This is a genomic window from Prosthecobacter sp. GW821-HT29F12, from assembly GCF_058803405.1.
This window is the reverse complement of record NZ_CM179517.1, coordinates 7,227,755-7,247,754: the sequence shown is the minus strand read 5'-3', so window position 1 is coordinate 7,247,754 and position 20,000 is coordinate 7,227,755. Positions and strand designations below refer to the sequence as shown.

Below are 20,000 nucleotides of genomic sequence, written 5' to 3'. Positions count from 1 at the left end.
GTTGCGGCGCAACTGGGCTACTTTGGCTTCGCCCATGCTCGAAACTCGCCTTCCTTCAAGCGGGCCTTGATGGGATTTTTCAGGATGTACTCCCGGAATTTCTCCAGGCTCGCGGGGCTGCGTACGACGTGGTCAAAGCTCTCCCATTGCCAGAACTGGCCGCTCTTCTCCAGCAGGGCATTGATGCGACCTGCGGTGTAGCGTTTCCAATTTCGGCAGAGACTCTGCATGTCGCCGCGCCCACGAATGCCTGCCAGCACATGCACGTGATTCGGCATGACCACGAAAGCCTCCAGTTGATACTTTTCGCCGTCCATGTGCCGCAGATTTTCTTCAACGATCTCACTCAGCCTTGGTTGCTTTAGCACACACTCGCCGTGGCATTCATCCAGCATCCCATGCCACTTGGCGGTGAAGAGGCGGTAGAACTCCCGATGGTCCCGCTCGGGCAGCATTTCGACTTCGCGCTGCCAGTCCTCAAAGGTGGGATCAATGCCATGATCTCTCAGCCATGTACACCGTTCCGCATCCCATTTCTCGAAGACATCTGCGGGGATGGAATCCGCCGTGCGCCAGGTGATGAAGTAGTAGGCGTTCGCTTGCTCCCAGTGCGGCAGGCTGCCTTGGCTGATCTCCGTTTTCGCTCCTGGATCAAAGAACCGAAAGTCCATGCGGCAGCGTAAAGTTGACCGGTTGCGCCGCAACCGGTTTCAAGACTCCAGTTGCGGCGCAACTGGACTACTTTCGCAACGCGCCCATCAGTGCGTCCAGTTCTTCGCGCACGTCTCCCGCCTCTCCAAGCGTCTGCGCGATCTCAGCTCTCACCGCCTCGCGGAAGCGTTTCCGTAGGCGATGCACGGCCACTTTGATGGCTTCGATGCTCATGCCGAGTTTCGTGGCCACTTCGCTTTGTGGCGTCGCATCGGCTTCCGCTGTCAGCCACGGTTTCAACACATCAAAATGCTCTGACTTACCTTCATCCCGCATCTCGGACTCCAAACGTGCCAGCGCACGCGCGAGCAAGGTCAGCGCCCACTGGCGGTCAAAGGCCGCATCCGGTGCTTCGGTGCGCGTGTCGGCGATTTGCAGGCCCGCGCCGGTCGTGTCGGAGTCACCGTCGATCACCGCATGAATCTGGCCGCCGCCGCGCTTGGCAGCACGATCATGCTCGCGTTGATTGGCAGCAAAGCGTTTCAAGACCGTGAGCAGGTAACTGCGAAATTTCCCACGCAAAGGATCGGCCCCGTCAATGGTCCCGCCCGCGAGAAGCTTGGCAAAGAAGTCATGCGCCAGATCCCGCGCCACATCCTCCGCACGCCCATCACGCCGCAGAAACGCCATCACGGGTGCGTAGTAAGCCTCGCACAACTCGCTCAACGCAGCCTTCGCCTGCGTGTCCTCGCCGCGAGAGCGGGAGACGAGCGTCCAGCGGGTCTCGTGGAAAGAGGAGGTCATTGGGGAAGAGGAGGGATAACCACCGAGTCGAACGTGACCGTTTGAACTTTCCGGCTGCGTATTCGAAAGCGTTCCACCTCTCGCAGAGGTGTCGGGAAATAGATCCTTTCAGTCACGCTGTTGCGGGTTCCGCTGCTGGACTTGCCGACAGAGCCCAAAGAGGTTCCGTTCTTCAGCAAAGCCACCCCATCATAGCTGGTCTCATCTTCAAATTTGGACCACGCGAGAAAAGCACGCTGATCATGATCTTCACCCAATGCAGCAAGCAGGCAGCCATCTCCAAGAGCCATGGAGCCATTGAAGTCAGTAGGAACATTGGAGCCGTATTTCCACGGCCCAATGCTGTAGTGCAGCACGATGCGCACCTTCTCGGGCAGTTTGCCGCGACGGCCTGGGCTGATGACCAGGCTTTTAAGAAGAGGCGTCGGCTTGTCAGACGACCAGCCAGGTCCGGCAATATCTGCATCTCGATCTAGCAAGGGCTGGCCGTTCACGTCTGTGATGTCCACCCTCAGCACACTGTACTGATCAAAGTCTGGATGCCCAAACCAGAGCTGCAGCCAGCAGGTCTCATCGCTTTGGTTTTCTACATCCCCGCCTGTTGATTTCTCGATCAGCGGTTCGGACTCGTTTGCGGGCACAGGCCTGCCCTGAGGAGAGTAAACCGGCCACTGCCACTCCTTGCGGTTTTGTTTGAGACGCGTGAACTTCAGCACAGGTTTGTGCTGCAGCGCAGATGCACTTCCTTCAATGACCGGACTTGTCGGCGAAACGGCTGGAGTGAGACCGGCCCCCTTTAACTCATTCGGCGAATAATACGGAAACAGCATCTTCCCGATGATCTTGTCCCACGACATCAAGTATTCCTCGGGATTGCCGCCGCGTTTCAGCAGCAGTCCTTTGGATTCGACAGCAACCACACGCGCCAGCCAGGTCTGCCCGTTCTCATGTGCATAGGCGATGAGGTCTCCCTGGGCGAAACCGGTGTCGAGATGCGAGGCGATCCAACGGCTGTTTTTAGCCACCCCCGGTTCATTGCCACTCGGAATAAAATAAGGCCGGGCGATGAACGAGCGGACGAACAGTATCAACACGACCACCGGGATGACAAGCTCGAGATTCCGCACGAGCCGATGAGGCTTGATGGCAGGACGCCCCACCGGATGCCGGTGCATCCATACCAACGTGGAAACCACCGAGGCAGCCACTGCGACCAGCGTGAGCGTGATGGCAGCCCATGAGTAGGCGTCCTGATGGCGCGGCAATTGATAAATGCCCGCGATGCCCGCAGCGACGACGGTGAGCGACCAGCCATAGAGATGCTTCCCAAAAACGGCGTTCACATCATACCAGCGCTCGTCGGACAGAAAGGTCGAGGGCAGGCGCACGCCGTAAAAGGAGTTCATCGGCACCAGACGCAGCCAGAGCGGCAGGCTGAGCAATGCAAGGATGCTGCCAATGATTTCAATCCCGGACGCGACCAAAGTTTGTGCGGTCACCCCGGTCTGGCTCGCATGCACCCAGTGGCGCGTCATCCAGCTGAGAGACAGAAACAAGGGGACAACAGCTGGAATTAACCAGAGCACACGCGAGGGGCGCTCATGCCATGCGGTCGGGCGTTGGGCACCGCCCTGCGCTTCAAATTCGAGCTGCCTGCGCGCCCACCACGGCATGAGCACAGATGGAAGCATCATTGGCAGCCAGATCCACGTTGCCAGGAAGCCGCTTTCATTCGTAGCCCGCACCAGCCATAGCAGCAGAGGCGGTGCCTCCGTGAGATTCTTGATCACATGTGGTGCGTGCACCTGCCCGCCCATACCGCTGACAAGAGCATACACCTGTCCGCCATACGCATGCACACCAGCCGCCAAACCTCCCGCAGCCTCCCAGCCCAAGGCCAGGCCACCTGCGGATAAAAAGCCGATGCTCAGGCCGCCATAGGCCAGCAGCAATGCGAGAGCAAACCCACCCCAGGAGATGAGGCCAATGCTCATGCCACCGAGCGCACAAACACCGACGGCCATGCCACCACAGGCGAACAAGCCACGCGCATAACCACCAAAGGCCACCACTCCCACAGCCCGGTCTCCAAAAGCAAAGAAGCCACGTGCAGTACGCTTGCGCCCCGTCGTGGGATCAATGCCTGAGGTGATGTGCAGCAGCGGCCTGCCCAGCAGTGTGCGCTTGGACTTGTACTCAAAGCTGCTGAACCGCATGGCCAGCGAGCGCCGCGCCTGCGGCGGCATGGAGGCGATGCCTTCGATCTGCGTTTTGAACTCGCCCGCGCTCTGCTGGCGCATGGCGCGGTCTTTGGCCAGCGCACGAAACACGACCTCGTCCATGTTGCCATTCACGGCGGATTTTTCGGAAGGTGCTGCAAAGCGGCCCAGCGGAAGTTCGCCGGTGAGCATCTCATAGAAGACCACGCCGAGGCTGTAGATGTCCGCACGGTGGTCCACGCTGCCGGGCTTCTCGATCTGCTCGGGCGCCATGTAGGGGGCGGTGCCGAGCTTGGCACCGCTTTGGGTGAGCATCATGCCGCCGTCGCCGTCCTCGTTGAGGATCTTGGCGATGCCGAAGTCGGCGATCTTCACCCTGCCCTTCGTATCTAGCAGGATGTTCTCCGGTTTGATGTCACGGTGCAGCACGCCCTGGCTGTGGGCGTATTGCAATGCTTCACACATCACGGGGATGATGTTCAGCGCCTGCTCCGGGGTGAAGCGGCCGGCACGCATGGCCTGCCGCAGGTTCACGCCATCGACATATTCCATGATGAGGAAGCAGAAGCCGCCGCTCTCGCCAAAGTCATGCACGGTCACGATGTTGGGATGGCTGAGCCGTGCGAGCACGCGCCCCTCACGCGTGAACCTCTCTGCAAAGCCCGGCGTGGCTGCGAGGGATTTGGGCAGCACCTTCAGCGCCACCATGCGGTCCAGCCTCGGCTGCCGTGCACGGAAAACCGCGCTCATGCCGCCGTGGCCGATGAGATCGAGGATTTCGAGATCGGGAAACGCAGCGGCGATTTCCGCGAGCGTAGGCAGGTCACGCGGGGCGAGCGGCAGAGTGTCTGCGCCACCGTCCGTCGGCATGGCAGCAGCGGCCATCAGGTCGGCAGGGTTCAGCCCGTGGAAGGGATCGGATGAGAGCGTGGGAGTGTCCATGATACCGGCTGCATGGGGAATGTGGCGGCGGAGGTTACACACGATCATGCGGTGCAAGCCAGAAACTTCATCCCGGGTCATGGAATCCCTTCTTGCGAAAATCGAGCAATACCGTCACACTCGCGCTCCAACTTCCCCAACCCGCCACCATGCGCCTCCTCGCGCTGCCAACCCTCTTCCTGCTTTTCATGTCGATCTCCGGTTCGTCACCTGCTGCCAGTGTTGAATCCTCCATCTGGGGAAAAACCCCGGCGGGTGAGGAAGTGAAACTCTTCACGCTGCGGAATGCGAAAGGAATGGAGGTCAGCCTCACCAACTGGGGCGCCTACATCGTCGCGGTGAAGGTGGCTGACAAAAACGGCAGGTTTGCCGATGTCGTGCTCGGTTTTGACACGCTGGACGGCTACCTGGGCAAAAACCCCTTCTTCGGCTGCATCGCGGGCCGCTATGCAAACCGCATCGGCCATGCGAAGTTCAAGCTCGATGGAGTGGAGTACCCGGTGACCGCCAACTCCGGCAAGCACCAGCTTCACGGCGGCAAGGAGGGCTTCGACAAAAAGCTCTGGTCCGCGAAACCGACCCCGAACGGCGTGGCACTCAGCTACACCAGTCCGGATGGCGAGGAAGGCTACCCCGGCACACTGCAGTGCTCGGTGACCTACACGCTGACCGAGGACAACAGCCTGAAGATCGACTACCACGCCACCACGGACAAGCCCACGGTGCTGAACCTGACGAACCACGCCTACTTCAATCTGGCAGGCGAAGGCAACGGTGACATCCTGGGCCATGTGCTGACGCTTCCGACGGACCAAATCACCGCCACCGATGACGATCTCATCCCCACGGGAGAGATCGCCAGCATCAAGGGCACGCCACTGGACTTCACCACCCCGCATGAGATCGGCGAACGCATCGGTGCGGATTTCAAACCGCTCATTCAGGGCATCGGATATGATCACAACTACGTCTTGTCCGGCACCGGCATGAAGCTGGCCGCCACCGTCAAAGATCCCGCCAGCGGCCGGGTGATGACCGTGCGCACCACGGAGCCCGGGGTGCAGCTTTACACCGGCAACCACCTGAATGGCGTGCCGGGCAAAGCGGGGCATATTTATGCAAAGCGTCATGGCTTCTGCCTGGAAACGCAGCATTATCCCGACAGTCCGAACCATCCCGCCTTCCCCAGCGCAACCCTGCGCCCGGGTGAAAAATTTAGCAGCACCACGATTTACCAGTTTTCCGCCGAGTGAGCGCCACCACCACCGTCCTGACCGATCGAGTCCCCCTGTTTGAATCCCAGCCACCTGCCTTCATTCAGGAGCAGGATTTTGCCGCGAGGCAGTATCGGGGCCGTCGTGACAATCAGGAAGACTACTATGCCTTTGCCGACGCCGCCGAACCCGAGGAGCGCAGCCTTGAGCGCCTGCTTCTCGTCATTGGCGATGGACTCGGCGCGCATGCCGGCGGCAGTGTGGCCAGCTACATCGGGGTGAACGCTTTTGTACGTGCCTACCATGAGCAGGACGGCCCGACTTCCTGGAAGCTCAAGCATGCCGTCGAGACAGCGAATGAGACCCTCGGCATCATTACCAGCCGCATGCCCAGCGTGGCTCCGCCCATGGGCACCACGATGGTGGGCGTGCTCATCACGCCGAAGACGATGGAATGGATCAGCGTGGGCGACTCGCCACTCTTCCTTTTCCGCGATGGCGTGCTGCATCGCCTCAATGCCGACCACAGCCTTTCCCCGCTCATTGATGCCCGTGCAGACCGTGGTGAGATCACCCGCGAGGAAGCTGAGAATCACCCCGACCGCCACACGCTGCAGGCCGCACTTCTGGGCATGCCGCTGGCGATGATCGACACACCCTCCGAGCCCTGGTCCCTGAAGAAAGGTGACATCGTCATCGCCGCCAGCGATGGCATCTTCACGCTCACCCACAAGGCGCTGGAAGAACTGCTCAGCTTTGGCAAACACACCACGGCGGACAAGATCGCCGATGCAATCATCTTTGCCATCCGTCGCATCAACAACGACCGTCAGGACAACACGACGGTGGGTGTGGTGAAGATCGGGTAGCAGCTGGGACTTCAAGTCCGGCAGTGCATGCTTGTTAGTAGGACGGGGTGTGGCGACAGCCCGCCCGTCTCTGAGCGTACGGCTAACACCACGGCGTGCGAACGTCCTCGCAGTCGGGCGGTTTGGCGAAGAATGCCATGGAGCATCACTACACACTCGATGCTAAACACGCCCAACCTACGGCCTGAACGCCGCCAGCATCAGCAACAAGTCTGATATTCAAAAACGCACGCTCGGCTTGCCAGGATCATCCGGCTCGGACATGTCCGAGTCCAAGGCCCACCGCCAGCCAAGACGCAGCAGCCAGAGGCCGCCTATGAGCGACACTCCGCACGAGATGCCATAGAAGCGCAGCAGACTTCCTTTCTCCACGATTTCGGTGGATTGAATGCCGAGATAACAGACCCACCCGCAAACGATGGCATAACCAACGAGCGCGATGCCCACCAGGCCGATGACACAGCCTGCCGGTGTTGCTTTCGTCGGACTCTCCATGACGGCTGAACTAGCCAGGTATTGGAGAATTTGCCGTTACAATCCCAGCTCGCGTTTCACGATGCCCACCCCCGCCACCATGCTGGCCAGCTTCTTCTTCGCCGCCCAGCGTGCAGTCTGGCTTAGGCCGCAATCAGGCGCAAACACCAGCTTGTCCGCAGGCGCGTGCTTCAAGCAGGCATGCACGGCATCGGCGATCTGCTCCGGTGTTTCGATGTGGTAGCTCTTCACGTCGATGATGCCCACGGCGACATCATAGCGTTCGGCCATCGGCTTGATGACTTCCAGTTCGGCGTATTCGCGGTTCGCCATCTCCACGTGCACTTCGTCGCAGTGCAGATCGAGGAAGGCGGGGAACAGCGGCGCGTATTTGCGCCAGCCCACGGGGTGGCCCTTGAAATTGCCGAAGCAGAGGTGCGTGCAGATGCGCGTCTTGCCGTAGCCGCTGCTCACGGTGCGGTTGAAGATGTCCACAAATCGCTTCGTGTCTTCGCGGTAGCCGTAGCAGCTCATGCTTGGTTCATCGACGCAGATCTCTTCCGCACCCGCCGCCACGAGATTCGCGATCTCCTGGTTCACGATGGGCAGGAGCGCCTCCGTGATGGCGTAGCGGTCTTTGTACTGCGCATTCGGCGCCAGTCGGCCACTGAGCGTGTAGGGCCCGGGAACGGAGACCTTCAAGCGCTTGCCGGTGTGTAAGGCCAGACGCTGCAGGCGCTCAAGCTCCTCCACCACGCCCAGGCCACGCGGGGCGCGCAGTTCGCCCACGATCTCATGCTTGCCACGCTGATCATGCGCCGGCGGTCCAAAGCGTCGCGGGCTGGCAGGCTCCAGCGCGATGCCCTCGATGAAGCCGTAGAAGGACAAATTGAAGTCAAACCGTGTCTGCTCGCCATCCGTGATGACGTCCAGCCCTGAGGCGATTTGATCCTGAATGGCCACCTGCGCCGCGTCGTCCTGCATTTCCGCGATGTCAGCGCTGCCGAATTCGGCGAGATGCCGGGCCGAAAACTCGAGCCACCCGGGAAACGGATAACTGCCAATAACGGAGGTGCGGAGGGGTTGGGATTGCATATGGAGCAGCTTATCGACGCAAGAAGCTCAGCGTCAAAGCCAAGCGGCAAAACACAACCGATGCGGCGGAAAGGTTCATTCGCCTCATCCGCTTCTAAATTAAATCTTAGTTTAGCACGCGACGACTTAACTAAGTTCGTAGAGTACTTTTGAAAACTTACATCCTTATGAAAACTAACCCGCTTATTTTATTTATATTAACTAATTTACTTACTATTTTGTCACTTAATGCCCAAACGCCACTCGTCGGCACCGGCAGCAGCTACAGCTCGATTTTCCCCTCTTCCGCACCCGTTACTTACGATGTCCCGGGCGGAGGGCTGGTCTCGATCACTCTTTCAAACGGCTCCACCACTGCAACCCGGGGGCTGTGGGATCTCACCGCCCAGGGAGGTGCCAACGCGACGATTCTCCTAAGCCTGACCGAATCCGCCGCGCAGGTGGCGTTGACAGGATCAGCCCTGCAGTTTCAGATCAGCAACGACAACAATTCATTGCTCGGCCTCCTGGGGGCCGGCACCAGCATTCACTATGGGTGGCAGGCGGTGGCTTATTTCGACACTCCCGGGGATGTTCTCAACTACACCCCCAACACCCATTACAGCGTGAGCTTTGATGTGGATGGCAACAACGGCCTGCTCAGCTCCGTGGCGGGATTGAACCCGAGTTTCACCTTCGAACTGATCGACGGCCTGGGGAACACGCTGACGAGCACCAACAACACTTCCCAGATCAACATCGCCGGCCTGCTGGGCTCGGGTGTCACGACAGGCACTGTGAATCTGGACTATATTATTGATGGCACCGTTCCCAGCGGCCCCATTGGCGTGCGGTTCATTGGTGATGCGCAGGTCGGCGCCACCGCACTGAGCCTCGGCACCGACTTTGCCACCATCTCGAACCTGAATATATCCGCCACCCCCGTGCCAGAGCCCGGCGGCAGCGCGCTGATCGCCTCCGTGGGTGTGCTGATGCTAATGCGCAGGAGAAGACTGGGAAAGGCCTAGGCCCCCAGTTTCGCATAATACTTCGCGATCCGTCGCGCATGCTCGTCATACGCGGCTTCAAACAACTCGGTGGCTTTCTCAGCTCCGACAACTGCTCCCGCCGTGAGCACCTTCGGCGGCTGACCGGCTTTGACCAGCCGGTCGGCCACTTCGGCTTTGACGGCGTTCACCAGCAAACAGCCGCCCACGGTGCTGCCGGGGGCGACGGGGGTGTCGAGATTTTCGATCTTGATCATGGCATCGCCAACGGGCGCGCCGGTGTCGAGGACGATGTCGGAGAAGTCCTGCAGTTTTTTGCCATCGCGGTGGCGGCTGGTGCTGGCCTCGCTGTGCGTGGTGCTGATGATGGCGACGACTTTGACGCCTCGCCGCTGGAATTCCTCGGCCATTTCCACCGGGACCACATTGCAGCCGCTGCTGGAGATGACGAGGGCGCTGTCGCCGGGCATGAGATCGAAGTTCCGCAGGATGCGGTTCGCCAAGCCGCTGACGTTTTCGAGGAACATGGCCTGCCGCTGGCCGTTCGCGCCGACGACGAGGTTATGGAAGGTCAGCGAGAGCTCGACGATGGGATTGAAGCCCGGGAAGGAGCCGTAACGCGGCCACATTTCCTCCACCAAAATGCGGCTGTGGCCGGAGCCAAAGACGTGCACCATCTGTCCGGCGAGGATCGTCTTGGCGAACATATCAGCGGCCTGCTGGATGAGCGGAAGCTGATCACGGACACGGTTGAGGAGGCCTTGGCTGGCGTCGAGGTATTGGAGGGCGGGAGTCATGAGTGTTGCAGGAGATTGAAAACGGAACCGAGGCATCCGGCGCTGTCGCCGAGCTGGGCGGGAACGATGCGGGCCTGATGGCCGCCGGGCCGCCATTCAAACTCCGCGAGGGTTTGCCGCAAGGGCTCAAACAGGCGGGGACCAGCGCCGACAGCGATGCCACCGCCGACGATGACGACTTCGGGATCAAGCACGTTGATAAGGGAAGCGATGGCGGCGGCGAGATTGCGCACAGAGGCCAGCCAGACTTTGGCAGCAAAGGCTTCCCCTGCACTCAAAGCATCCAGCAGCGCATGCGTGGTGGCGTAGCGGCCTTCACCGCGCTGGGCGATGGTCTGGTTGCCGATGGCGCTTTCGAGACTTCCAGGGGTGCCGAAATCATCGCACAGTCCATTCGCATCGATGGTGATGTGGCCGAGATGCCCTGCCCTGCCAATCTTGCCTTTGAGCAAGCGTCCGCCACTCCAGATCGCGCCGCCAACACCGGTGCCGAGCGTGAGCATGAAGGCATCCTGCGTGTCCTTCGCAGCTCCGGCCCAGACTTCACCGAGCAGCGCGGCGTGCGCATCATTCAGCACGCGGCAGTCGCGCTCCAGAAAGGTGGACCAATGGAATTTTTCGAGCCCGTGCATGCGTCCCGGCATCCAGTCGATGCAATGACCGTCCGGATTTGCCAATCCGGGTGCGGAGAGACCTACACGAAGCTTTTGCCCGGCCTGAGCTTCGAACTCATGCACGATCTCACGCACGGTGAGGGCGAAGCGCGGAGTGTTGCCGTCTAACTCCCCATCACGCGTGGGTTTTGAAAGCGTAGCGAGGGTGCGGGCACTGGCGGTGTCCACGAGAGCGGCCTTGATGTTTGTGCCGCCGAGATCGATTCCGATGGCCTGGCTCATGATGCTTGGAGCTGGCCCTCGCTAACAGTCCACCCGCCATCCACGGCGAGGACCTGACCGGTGATGAATTGGGAATCGGGCGACAGCAGGAGCAGAGCGGCGGCATCGCAGTCCTCAGGCTGGCCGATGCGGCCACCGTCGAGCGGTTGCTTGGTTTTGACGAAGTTCATGATGGTCTCGTTGCTCACCGCCCGCTGGGACATCGGCGTCTCGACCAAGGCGGGGGCGATGACGTTCACGCGGATGTTTTGCGGCGCGTAGTAGGCGGCGATGGATTTGCTGAAACCGATGATGCCCGCCTTAGCCGCAGCATAGGCATGGGAGGCGAAAAACTGCGCGGAGGGTGAATAGCCGAGCACGCTGGCCATGTTGAGGATCACGCCACCGCTGCCCTGCTTGAGGAACTGGCGGATCGCGGCGCGGTTCGAGTAGATGACGGAGTTCAAATTGAGGTCCAGCGTGTAGCTCAGGCCTTCATTGGTGAGTTCGTGCAGCGGCCCGTCTCCCCGGCTGCGGCCACTGCCGCCGGCCACGTGGTAGAGAGCGTCCACCTTGCCAAATTCACCCACCGCCAGCTCCACCGCACGCTCCGCCGCCTCCGGCGTGGCGGCGTCTGCTGCGAAGCCACGCGCGTTCGATCCGAGGACTTCCAGTGCGGCATCCACATTCGCCTGTGAGCGGCTGCTCACAACGACCCGGGCTCCCGCCGCGACGAGCTTTTTCGCCGCAGACAGACCCAGCCCCGTGGTGCCGCCCATGAGGATGATGTTCTGGCCGGAAAGGGAATGCATGTTGAGTGAAGGAGTCGGACGTGCGATGTCGTTGTTCAAGCTTCCTCATGAACACACGACGTACTTTCCTTCGCAACCTCTCAAGTTTGGCTTTTACGGCTCCGTTGATGGCGGAAACGCCGAAATCGAAGAACACCGTCTGCTTTTTCACCAAGCACCTGATCGGCCTTAGCTATGACGAGATCGCCACGCTGGGCGCAGAAATGGGCGTGAATGGCGTGGAGTCGCCGATCCGGCCCAAAGGACACATCGAACCGGAAAAGGTGGTGGATGAGCTGCCGAAGTACATCGAGTCGCTGAAGAAGCAGGGCTTGGAAATGACCATCCTGACCTCGGGTATCAACGAGGTGAGCAAGGAGCAGCGCACGGAAGAAGTGCTGCGCACAGCGGCGAAGCTGGGCGTGAAGCGCTTCCGCATGAACTACTACAAGTACGACCTCAAGCAGCCCATCTGGGAGCAGCTCCAGGCCGTGCGGCCCAAGATCAAGGACCTCGTGGCCCTGTGCAAGGAGATCGGCATCCAGCCCATGTTCCAGAACCACAGCGGCAAGGACTACTTCGGCGCGCCCGTGTGGGACATCTTCTCCATCATGCGCGAGTATCCGGCGGCAGACTTCAGCTTCGCCTACGACATCCTGCACTCCACCTGCGAAGGCGGCCTGTCCTGGCCCCTGGAGTTCAATCTCGTCAAAGACCACATCGGCGCCGCCTACTTCAAAGATTTCAAATGGGACGGCCGCAAGCTCGTCACTGTCCCCCTCGGTGAAGGCCAGGTGGACCCCGCCTACGGCAAGATGCTCATGAAAACCGGCTACAGTGGGCCGATTTCGCTGCATCTGGAGTATCTGGAAGGGGATCCGAAGGATGCTGCGGTGCTGAAGGGTTTCCGCGAGGCGCATGTGCGGGATATGAAGACACTGAGCGGGTGGCTGGGCTGGGCGTGATGGAGTGGGTTCGTTTCCTGGGAAATGGAGAGGCCTGCAACTCACGTCATGTTAAACACGAAAATATGACGCCCTTGTACGTCATATTCTACAATCCTACAGCCCATCGACAAACCTGTGGCACATAGTGCAGATACATCTCGACAGATTTGTCGGCTATTCAATAATTCGCCAGCCTATCAGCGCCACTCGCATGAATCTCCGAGGCATAGTCCAGCGCGTGTTTGGGATTAAGCAGCCTTTGCCTCTTCAGCACTTCACGAAGCACATAGACGCTGATTTGGGAGAGTTCACCTTTTGTCGGATTTCTTCATCGTGGTTCATTCATCAGCACAGCGATGCCGGAAACATCATGATTCGAGGCAGATCAGAGTCCCCCACCGACGAGCAGAAGGCGCTCATACATCACTTCATGCCTTTGCTGCCATCACTCACAGAAGCATCACTGGTCATGCTTCGCCCGCCGCATGACTTTCCGGACCAGCATATCCCCACCCATCTCATTCTTCGAGAGCTTCGATTTGAGTCCACAGGTGTCGCTGAGCTGTTCTTTGACCCTGAAATAGACATCGATGGATATATCTTGTGGCCTATGGCCACTTGCTCACATGCCGGCTCACTGCTATCTACAGACTGGACGACATGACCACATCCACGACTATCGACCAAACGAGGGCGAACAAAACGCTGATGGCAACTGCTCTTAGCCAGCTGTCGTGTCAGCCGAGACTTGCGCTCGACTTTGCCGCAGCTTAGACGTTCGTTGATCGGCCGGTCAACATAGCTCCCTGATCACAACGCCACAATGCGCCGGAGTCCCGGGATGGATTGACAACGAGCTGCCTTCAGCCCCTCCTGAAGCATGCACACACAGCCCTTGCGCGCCCGCCGGAGCGCCCTAGAATCCGCTTCCCCCTTTCCACCCAAAGCATGAGCACCCACGTCAAACTTTACATCCCTGGACCCGTTGAAGTCAGCCCTGACACCTATGCTGCGATGGCGCAGCCGATGATCGGGCACCGCGGCAAGGGGTTTCAGGACCTTTACGCCGAGATCCAGCCGATGCTGCAGACTCTCTTCGGCACGAAACAGCAGGTGTTTCTGAGCACTTCCTCCGCCTGGGGCGTGATGGAAGGTTCCATCCGCAATCTGGTGAAGAAAAAGGTTCTCAACTGCTGCAACGGCGCCTTCTCCGACAAGTGGCTGGACGTTTCCAAGCGCTGCGGCAAGGAAGCCGAAGCCTACACCGTGGAGTGGGGCCAGCCTGTGCGCGCCGACGAGATCGACAAGCGCCTGGCCACCGGCGAGTTCGACGCTGTGACCTTCATTCACAACGAAACTTCCACCGGCGTGCTCAGCCCCATCGCGGAAATCGCCGCGCTGAAGAAGAAGTACCCGGATGTGATGTTCATCACGGATTCCGTGTCCGGTTTCACCACCGTGCCGGTGAATTTCGACGAACTCGGCATCGACGTGCTGCTGACCGGTTCCCAGAAGGCCTTCGCGCTGCCTCCGGGCCTGGCACTCTTCACCGCCTCCGAGGCGGCGATGGCCCGTGCGGCCACGATCAATGATCGCGGCTACTACTTCGACTTCCTGGAGTTTAAGGCCAACGGCGAGAAGAGCATGACGCCAAGCACGCCCTGCATTTCCCTGATCTACGGCCTGCGCCACCAGTTGCAGAAGATCTTCGCCGAAGGCGTGGACAACCGCTACGCCCGTCACGCCAAGCTCAACGGCATGGTGCACGAGTGGGTGCGCCGCAACGGCTTCGAATTCTTCGCCCCCGAAGGCTTCCGCTCCAAGTCCCTGACCTGTGTGGCGAACAACAAGGGCATCGACGTGGCGACCTTCATCGCCCTGCTGAAGAAGAACCACAGCATGATCATCGACGGCGGCTACGGCAAGCTGAAGGGCAAGACCTTCCGCGTCTCCAACATGGGTGACGAGTCCGAAGCCAGCATCAGCACGGTCATCGCCGCGCTGGATGACAGCCTCGCCAAGCTCTAGTCGATACCCGCCTCATTTCACCCCTGAGGGTGATTCATCCATTGCCGAACGGCCCTGAGAAATCAGGGCCGTTCTTTTTTGTGCATCGGCCAGCGTTCACAAACCTGTTACGAGGTGTGAGGCGTGTTGGCACGCGGGATGCTTTGAATAAGCATTCAGATGGAACCAACTCGCATCATTCCGATCTCATCAGCCCGCCACGCTGCGGGTGCGCAACCCAGCAACATCGTCCGCATGGAACCCGATCCTGGTCTGATCAAGATGGAGTCCTTTCAGGGACGCGAAACTCTGTCAGGTGGCGACACTGAATCCGCCCAGCGTTTCGCCGGCGAGGTGAAATATGTTGGGTACTTCGCAGACAAGCTGGCGGAGACGCTCGGCATGCGCCGTTTGGAAATCGCCATCGTGGAAGACAGGGAAGGTCAGACATCCATCAGCACGGGGGAAAAGACTGGCAGCTGGCACGGAATGATCAGCAGCAACCGCAGGTCGATCAAACAGGTGCGCGAGTCACTGGCACGCTGATCCCGATTTCCTCATGAGTTTGAATTCTGTGATCACCTCCGCAGCCTCCCTGCAACGCCTCGACGGCGTGGCAGGCGTAATGCTTTTCAAAGGCCGCAACACCATCCACCGGCAGATGCCCTTCTCCGACACGCGTGCGGAGAACCTGCGTGAAATCATCATCCAGATGCTCGACGGCTACCGCCAGGTGCGTCGAAAAATGCACCAGGTCTTCCTGGAATTTGACGGCGGCTCCCTGCTCATTGTGACGCAGGATGAAGCGGTGATGCTGTTCTTCCTCACCTCACGGGCAGACTCCGATCTCGCGGCCAGCGCCGCATCGGTGATGCTCAATGATCACGCCAAGGTGCTGAACGATGCCTCTACGGAGGCGCAGCCAGCTTCAAAGCCGCCGGCAGACGGCATCGAAGAACTCGTCGTCACAAGTCCGCGTGCTCTCTCCCAGCTCACCGAAAAAGCAGAAACGACCGTCAATCAGTGGGGAGCTGTGCGCAAATGCGTGGAAGGCGTGCTGGGCAAGGTCATGGGCCGTGCGCAGGCCAGCAATCTGATCCAACGCACCATTGACGAAGCGAAAATCCCCGACCCCTACCGCCTTTCCGCCACGGAGGTGCGCAAGCTCGCCATCAGCGTGATCGAGCATGTGCCGAACACCTCGAAACGCCGCCAGCTGCTCGTCGAACTCGACGCCTCGATGGAACATTTGAAATTCTGAACCTGACCCCCACACATGCTGCACTTCCGCGCCTGCCTTTTTGCCTTCATCACACTGCTCACCTGTGCGTCTGCCCAGGAAGGCAACGCCAAGATAGAGGCCAAGCTCGACACCATCATTAAGAAGCTGGATGCCAGCCAGGGCACCCTGAATGAGGTGGCCAAAGCCGTGAAACCCGCAACCGCACCCGCCGCGGCGGCTCCCGCTGTTGCCAGCACGCCGGCAGACGCAGCCCTGAAGTCTGACATTGAGACGGTGCAGATGAATCTGAACTATGTCTGGATGGTGGCCACGGGAGCGCTGGTCTTTGTGATGCAGGCCGGATTTGCGATGGTGGAACTGGGATTCGCACGGGCGAAAAACAGCATCAACATCATCATGAAGAACTTCCTCGACTTCTGCATCAGCGCCATCGTGTTCCTGTTCATCGGCTTTGGATTGATGTTCGGCACCAGCGCAGGCGGCTGGATCGGCAGTGACAGTTTCTGGATCTCCAATCACGCGGCAGATGACAAGCTGTGGGCCTTCTGGTTCTTCCAGGTCGTTTTCGCCGGCACCGCCTGCACCATTGTTTCCGGAGCCATGGCTGAGCGCACGAAATTCGTCGGCTACCTGATTTATGCTGGCCTCCTGGCGGGCCTTGTGTATCCGCTCGGTGGGCATTGGGCCTGGGGCAGCTTTGGCGGCGCGTTTGGAGTCGGCGGAGAAAAGGGCTGGCTGGAGGCGCTGGGCTTCGTCGATTTCGCTGGTTCAACAGTGGTGCATGGCTGCGGTGGTGCATGCGCACTGGCTGGCATTCTGGTCGTCGGAGCAAGGCATGGCCGCTTCGCCAAGGACGGCACGCCGCGACTGATCGCTGGTCATAACATTCCACTCGCCGCTTTCGGGGTGTTCATCCTGTGGTTTGGCTGGTTTGGCTTCAATGCCGGTTCCACCCTCATCGGCAACGGCACGATTGGCCGCATCGCGGTGAACACCACCATCGCTCCTGCGGCAGCCGCCCTTTCCGCCATGATTTCCATGTGGTTTGTGCAAGGCCGGCCGGACGTGGGCATCACGCTCAACGGTTCGCTGGGTGGGGCCGTCGGAGTCACCGCCTGCTGCGCCAATATTTCTCCCGCCTCCGCCTTGGTCGTCGGTTTGATCGCGGGCATCATCACCACGGTGGCCACCATCGCGCTGGAGCGCATGCAGATCGACGATGCCGTGGGCGCGGTGCCCGTGCATCTTGCGAATGGCTGGTGGGGCACCCTCAGCGTGGCCCTCTTCAACCAGGACGGCTTTGATGCGCACAAACTCGGCGTGCAGGCGCTGGGCACCTTTTCGGTCACGCTCACCGCGTTCACCATCTGCTTTGCCATCTTCAAGCTGGTGGACAAGCTCGTCGGCCTGCGCGCCACGGACAATGAGCAGATCGACGGCCTCGACTTTGCCGAGCACGCCGCCAACGCCTACCCCGACTTCCAGACCACGGAGCAGGCCTGAGGCAACCTAGGTCACGCAATGCGCAAGATCGGCGGCGCGACCCGGACGCGGTTGTGCGTTGATTCCGGGTCATGATCAATCTCACCCGCCTTTACTGTGATGTCGCCCAGCCCATGGACCACCTGCGCTATGGCCGCGGCCACGGTTCCCCGACTTCCGCCGCTGAGCGCCGCCCCATCGTCGTCTGGAACATCACCCGCCGCTGCAATCTGAAGTGCGTCCACTGCTACCAAGATTCTGATTCGAAATTCTACCCCGGTGAACTCAGCTGGGAGCAGTGCAAAGCCGTCATCGATGATCTCGCCGAGTACAAAGTGCCCGCCCTGCTGCTTTCCGGAGGCGAGCCGACGATCCACCCGCACTTTTTTGAACTGGCTGAATACGCCACGGGCAAGGGCCTGCGCCTCACGCTTTCCACCAACGGTACGCTGATCAATCCCGAGTGGGCGCAGCGCATCAAGGACATCGGCTTCTCCTACGTCGGCATCTCGCTCGATGGCATGGGTGCCACGCACGACCACTTCCGCGGCAAGGTGGGAGCCTTTGACAAAGCGGTGGCTGCGTTTCGAAATTGCAAAGCGGTGGGCCAGAAGGTGGGCCTGCGTCTCACGCTCTCCCGTCACAACATCGCCGATATCGAATCCATCCTCGACTTCATCGAGAAGGAGGACATCGAGCGCGTCTGCTTTTACCACCTCGTCTACAGCGGACGTGGGGCAGATCTCATGGAAGTGCCGCATGAGGAGACACGCGGAGCCATCGACAAGATCCTCGACCGCACCGCCAAGTGGGCCGCGAGCGGCAAGCCCCGTGAGGTTTTGACCGTCGATCAACCCGTGGACGGCCCCTACCTCTACATGCGTCTGAAACGGGAGAACCCCGAACGCGCCGCACGTGCGATGGAACTGCTCACCTGGAACGGCGGCGGTGCGAACAGCAGCGGCACCGGCATCAGCAACATCGACACGCAGGGCAATGTGCATCCCGACCAGTTCTGGCATGAGCTCACGCTGGGCAATGTGAAGGACCGCAAGTTCAGCGACATTTGGAGCAATCGCGACAACGCCACGCTCAATGCCCTGCGGGATCGCAAACAGCACCTGACTGGCAAGTGCGCGCAATGCAGTTTCCTGGATGTCTGCGGTGGCGGCTTCCGCGTGCGCGCTCTGCAAATGACCGGCGATCTGTGGGCGCCTGACCCATCCTGCTATCTCAATGATCAGGAGATAGGCATCGCTCAAGCGGCTTAAAAAATATCCAGTTTAGCTGGTATGGAAATTTAGCGAATTACATCGTAATCACTGGATTTTACGACGCTGTTGTCTTGCCCTTTGGGCATACTCCTGCAAGCATGGTCAGGCGTTGTTTGAAGTTACACTTCGCATCAACGTCATCACCTTCATCTTCTTAAAATCCATGAAAGCTTCGCGTTGCCCCACCGCCTGTGTTGCGCGCATGTTCGCCATGCTGACGCCGGTCGTCCTACTGGTCCAGTGCGCCATGCCACCCAGGGAGGCCTGGCACAGCATTCAGACGAACGGACTGATTCCCTACCTGACCTCTGCGAGACCGTCACCGCCATTCCGCACCGGTGCTTTGTACGCCCACCGTTACTCCTCCTACACTCAGCGCCCTCGCTACGGCACCGGTTACACGCCCAACAACTATTTCAGCACGCTCTCCACGGGATTGGGCAGTTCCAGATATGTGCCTCGTAAGCGGTCGAGCAGTTCCTCGCTGGTACGCAGCCCGGATGTGAAAATTCCGGTGGAAGAACCTGTCCACACGGCTCCTCCGCGCATCGCGAATAATCCGCCTCCCGTCAGCCCGGCACCAAAAATCACTGACAGTGCCGAAGCCACCACTGAAAGCCTGCCCTACGGCGCCCCAGTCCCGGGCCGTATCAACATGGTGAACAGCCCCTTCGCCGGCAAAACGCAGCTGGTGGATGTTTCCGGCATGAGTGCCGGCCAGACCGTGAAGTGCCCCTACACTGGCAAATTGTTCAAAGTACCGCCAACCCAGCAGGCTGCAAACAGCGTGGAATCGCGATTGGAATCCAAGCCCGAGGCCCCCAAGGCCAGCGAGGAGCCCAAGGCCGAGGACAAAAAACCCTGAAAACTGCTCCAAAAGAGGGTTTCACCGCGCTCGAACCCCGGGAAACCGGGGGCGGACTGCATTTGATCTTGATTCGATCTTGATCAGTGGAACTCTTGCCGCCCTCAAAACCGCAAACGACAACCGATCATCCATCATGGGTCAACAACTGAACAAAGTCATCAAACGCCGCCGCCGTAAGCTCTATCTTGCCCGCAAGAAAGCTCTGGCCAAGGCCGGCGTCTCCCGCAAAGCACGCGCCGTTAAATCCGAAGCCAAAACCGCCAAGAAGGCTCCAGCCAAGAAAGCTGCCGTCAAGAAGGCCACCACCAAGCCCAAGGCTGCTGAAGTCGCCGCCGAAGCCACTCCAGCCCTTGAAGTCGCAGCTCCGGCCGTTGAAGTTGCTGAGACCGCTGCTCCTGAAGCTGCTGCCCAGGAATAACCGGTTCGCCGCGCAGTCATTTCAAAACAAGACCACCGTCATGG

The 20,000-nt window shown here is 59.9% G+C and carries 20 protein-coding genes; 12 read left to right on the top strand and 8 right to left on the bottom strand.

Features of this window, described 5'->3' with window-relative positions:
• Positions 1–17: 17 nt before the first annotated feature.
• From AC3RLQ_RS29905 to AC3RLQ_RS29895, 3 genes are all read right to left on the bottom strand, one after another.
• Positions 18–671: a transposase gene (locus AC3RLQ_RS29905; RefSeq protein WP_493032506.1), complete on the bottom strand. Its 654-nt coding sequence runs from the start codon at positions 669–671 to the stop codon at positions 18–20.
• A 67-nt stretch (positions 672–738) separates the two neighbouring features.
• Positions 739–1,455 (bottom strand): RNA polymerase sigma factor, encoded by a 717-nt coding sequence (locus tag AC3RLQ_RS29900; protein WP_493032504.1) that lies wholly within the window; start codon positions 1,453–1,455, stop codon positions 739–741.
• Positions 1,452–4,616 carry a protein kinase domain-containing protein gene (locus AC3RLQ_RS29895; protein ID WP_493032502.1) on the bottom strand — a complete coding sequence of 1,055 codons (3,165 nt, stop codon included), beginning with the start codon at positions 4,614–4,616 and terminating at the stop codon, positions 1,452–1,454. Before AC3RLQ_RS29895 ends, AC3RLQ_RS29900 begins: the two co-directional genes overlap by 4 nt.
• Before the next feature lie 149 nt (positions 4,617–4,765).
• Between AC3RLQ_RS29895 and AC3RLQ_RS29890 the strand changes: the two genes are divergently transcribed.
• The gene (locus AC3RLQ_RS29890) at positions 4,766–5,869 is read left to right on the top strand and encodes an aldose epimerase family protein (protein ID WP_493032500.1); all 1,104 of its coding nucleotides are present in this window, start codon (positions 4,766–4,768) and stop codon (positions 5,867–5,869) included.
• Complete coding sequence (locus AC3RLQ_RS29885; RefSeq protein WP_493032498.1) at positions 5,866–6,699, top strand: PP2C family protein-serine/threonine phosphatase; 834 nt, start codon at positions 5,866–5,868, stop codon at positions 6,697–6,699. Before AC3RLQ_RS29890 ends, AC3RLQ_RS29885 begins: the two co-directional genes overlap by 4 nt.
• A 219-nt stretch (positions 6,700–6,918) precedes the next feature.
• Here AC3RLQ_RS29885 and AC3RLQ_RS29880 read toward each other — a convergent pair whose 3' ends face one another.
• Both AC3RLQ_RS29880 and AC3RLQ_RS29875 read right to left on the bottom strand, forming a co-directional pair.
• Positions 6,919–7,194, bottom strand: coding sequence for a hypothetical protein (locus AC3RLQ_RS29880; RefSeq protein WP_493032496.1), 276 nt, complete (start codon positions 7,192–7,194; stop codon positions 6,919–6,921).
• A 36-nt stretch (positions 7,195–7,230) separates the two neighbouring features.
• Positions 7,231–8,268, bottom strand: a complete 1,038-nt coding sequence (locus tag AC3RLQ_RS29875; RefSeq protein WP_493032494.1) for a methionine synthase — start codon at positions 8,266–8,268, stop codon at positions 7,231–7,233.
• 218 nt (positions 8,269–8,486) lie between these two features.
• On the opposite strand from AC3RLQ_RS29875, the gene AC3RLQ_RS29870 reads away from it, so the two are divergent.
• Positions 8,487–9,275, top strand: coding sequence for a PEP-CTERM sorting domain-containing protein (locus AC3RLQ_RS29870; protein ID WP_493032492.1), 789 nt, complete (start codon positions 8,487–8,489; stop codon positions 9,273–9,275).
• Here AC3RLQ_RS29870 and AC3RLQ_RS29865 read toward each other — a convergent pair.
• The 3 genes from AC3RLQ_RS29865 to AC3RLQ_RS29855 are packed head-to-tail and all read right to left on the bottom strand — an operon-like array spanning position 9,272 to position 11,738.
• Complete coding sequence (locus AC3RLQ_RS29865; RefSeq protein WP_493032490.1) at positions 9,272–10,051, bottom strand: sugar isomerase domain-containing protein; 780 nt, start codon at positions 10,049–10,051, stop codon at positions 9,272–9,274. The genes AC3RLQ_RS29870 and AC3RLQ_RS29865 overlap by 4 nt on opposite strands.
• Entirely contained in the window at positions 10,048–10,947 is a 900-nt protein-coding gene (locus AC3RLQ_RS29860; protein WP_493032488.1) for an ROK family protein, read from the bottom strand. The genes AC3RLQ_RS29865 and AC3RLQ_RS29860 overlap by 4 nt, the downstream gene beginning before the upstream one ends.
• Complete coding sequence (locus AC3RLQ_RS29855) at positions 10,944–11,738, bottom strand: SDR family NAD(P)-dependent oxidoreductase (RefSeq protein ID WP_493032486.1); 795 nt, start codon at positions 11,736–11,738, stop codon at positions 10,944–10,946. Before AC3RLQ_RS29855 ends, AC3RLQ_RS29860 begins: the two co-directional genes overlap by 4 nt.
• A gap of 47 nt (positions 11,739–11,785) precedes the next feature.
• Between AC3RLQ_RS29855 and AC3RLQ_RS29850 the strand changes: the two genes are divergently transcribed.
• The 9 genes from AC3RLQ_RS29850 (at position 11,786) to AC3RLQ_RS29810 (ending at position 19,956) form a co-directional block, all read left to right on the top strand.
• A complete protein-coding gene (locus tag AC3RLQ_RS29850) occupies positions 11,786–12,682 on the top strand; it encodes a sugar phosphate isomerase/epimerase family protein (RefSeq protein WP_493032484.1) in 897 nt (298 codons plus the stop codon).
• A 193-nt stretch (positions 12,683–12,875) separates the two neighbouring features.
• Positions 12,876–13,328: a hypothetical protein gene (locus AC3RLQ_RS29845; RefSeq protein ID WP_493032482.1), complete on the top strand. Its 453-nt coding sequence runs from the start codon at positions 12,876–12,878 to the stop codon at positions 13,326–13,328.
• Between the two features lie 284 nt (positions 13,329–13,612).
• Positions 13,613–14,692, top strand: a complete 1,080-nt coding sequence (locus AC3RLQ_RS29840; protein ID WP_493032480.1) for a pyridoxal-phosphate-dependent aminotransferase family protein — start codon at positions 13,613–13,615, stop codon at positions 14,690–14,692.
• 159 nt (positions 14,693–14,851) lie between these two features.
• On the top strand, positions 14,852–15,217 hold the full coding sequence (locus AC3RLQ_RS29835) for a hypothetical protein (protein WP_493032477.1): 366 nt from the start codon (positions 14,852–14,854) through the stop codon (positions 15,215–15,217).
• 13 nt (positions 15,218–15,230) lie between these two features.
• Entirely contained in the window at positions 15,231–15,932 is a 702-nt protein-coding gene (locus AC3RLQ_RS29830; RefSeq protein ID WP_422315013.1) for a hypothetical protein, read from the top strand.
• Positions 15,933–15,947: 15 nt separating this feature from the next.
• Positions 15,948–17,417 (top strand): ammonium transporter, encoded by a 1,470-nt coding sequence (locus AC3RLQ_RS29825; protein WP_493032474.1) that lies wholly within the window; start codon positions 15,948–15,950, stop codon positions 17,415–17,417.
• A 71-nt stretch (positions 17,418–17,488) separates the two neighbouring features.
• Positions 17,489–18,667: a radical SAM protein gene (locus AC3RLQ_RS29820; protein ID WP_487686686.1), complete on the top strand. Its 1,179-nt coding sequence runs from the start codon at positions 17,489–17,491 to the stop codon at positions 18,665–18,667.
• A gap of 166 nt (positions 18,668–18,833) precedes the next feature.
• Positions 18,834–19,535 carry a hypothetical protein gene (locus AC3RLQ_RS29815; protein ID WP_493032472.1) on the top strand — a complete coding sequence of 234 codons (702 nt, stop codon included), beginning with the start codon at positions 18,834–18,836 and terminating at the stop codon, positions 19,533–19,535.
• Positions 19,536–19,671: 136 nt separating this feature from the next.
• The gene (locus AC3RLQ_RS29810) at positions 19,672–19,956 is read left to right on the top strand and encodes a hypothetical protein (RefSeq protein WP_422315021.1); all 285 of its coding nucleotides are present in this window, start codon (positions 19,672–19,674) and stop codon (positions 19,954–19,956) included.
• Positions 19,957–20,000: the final 44 nt, after the last annotated feature.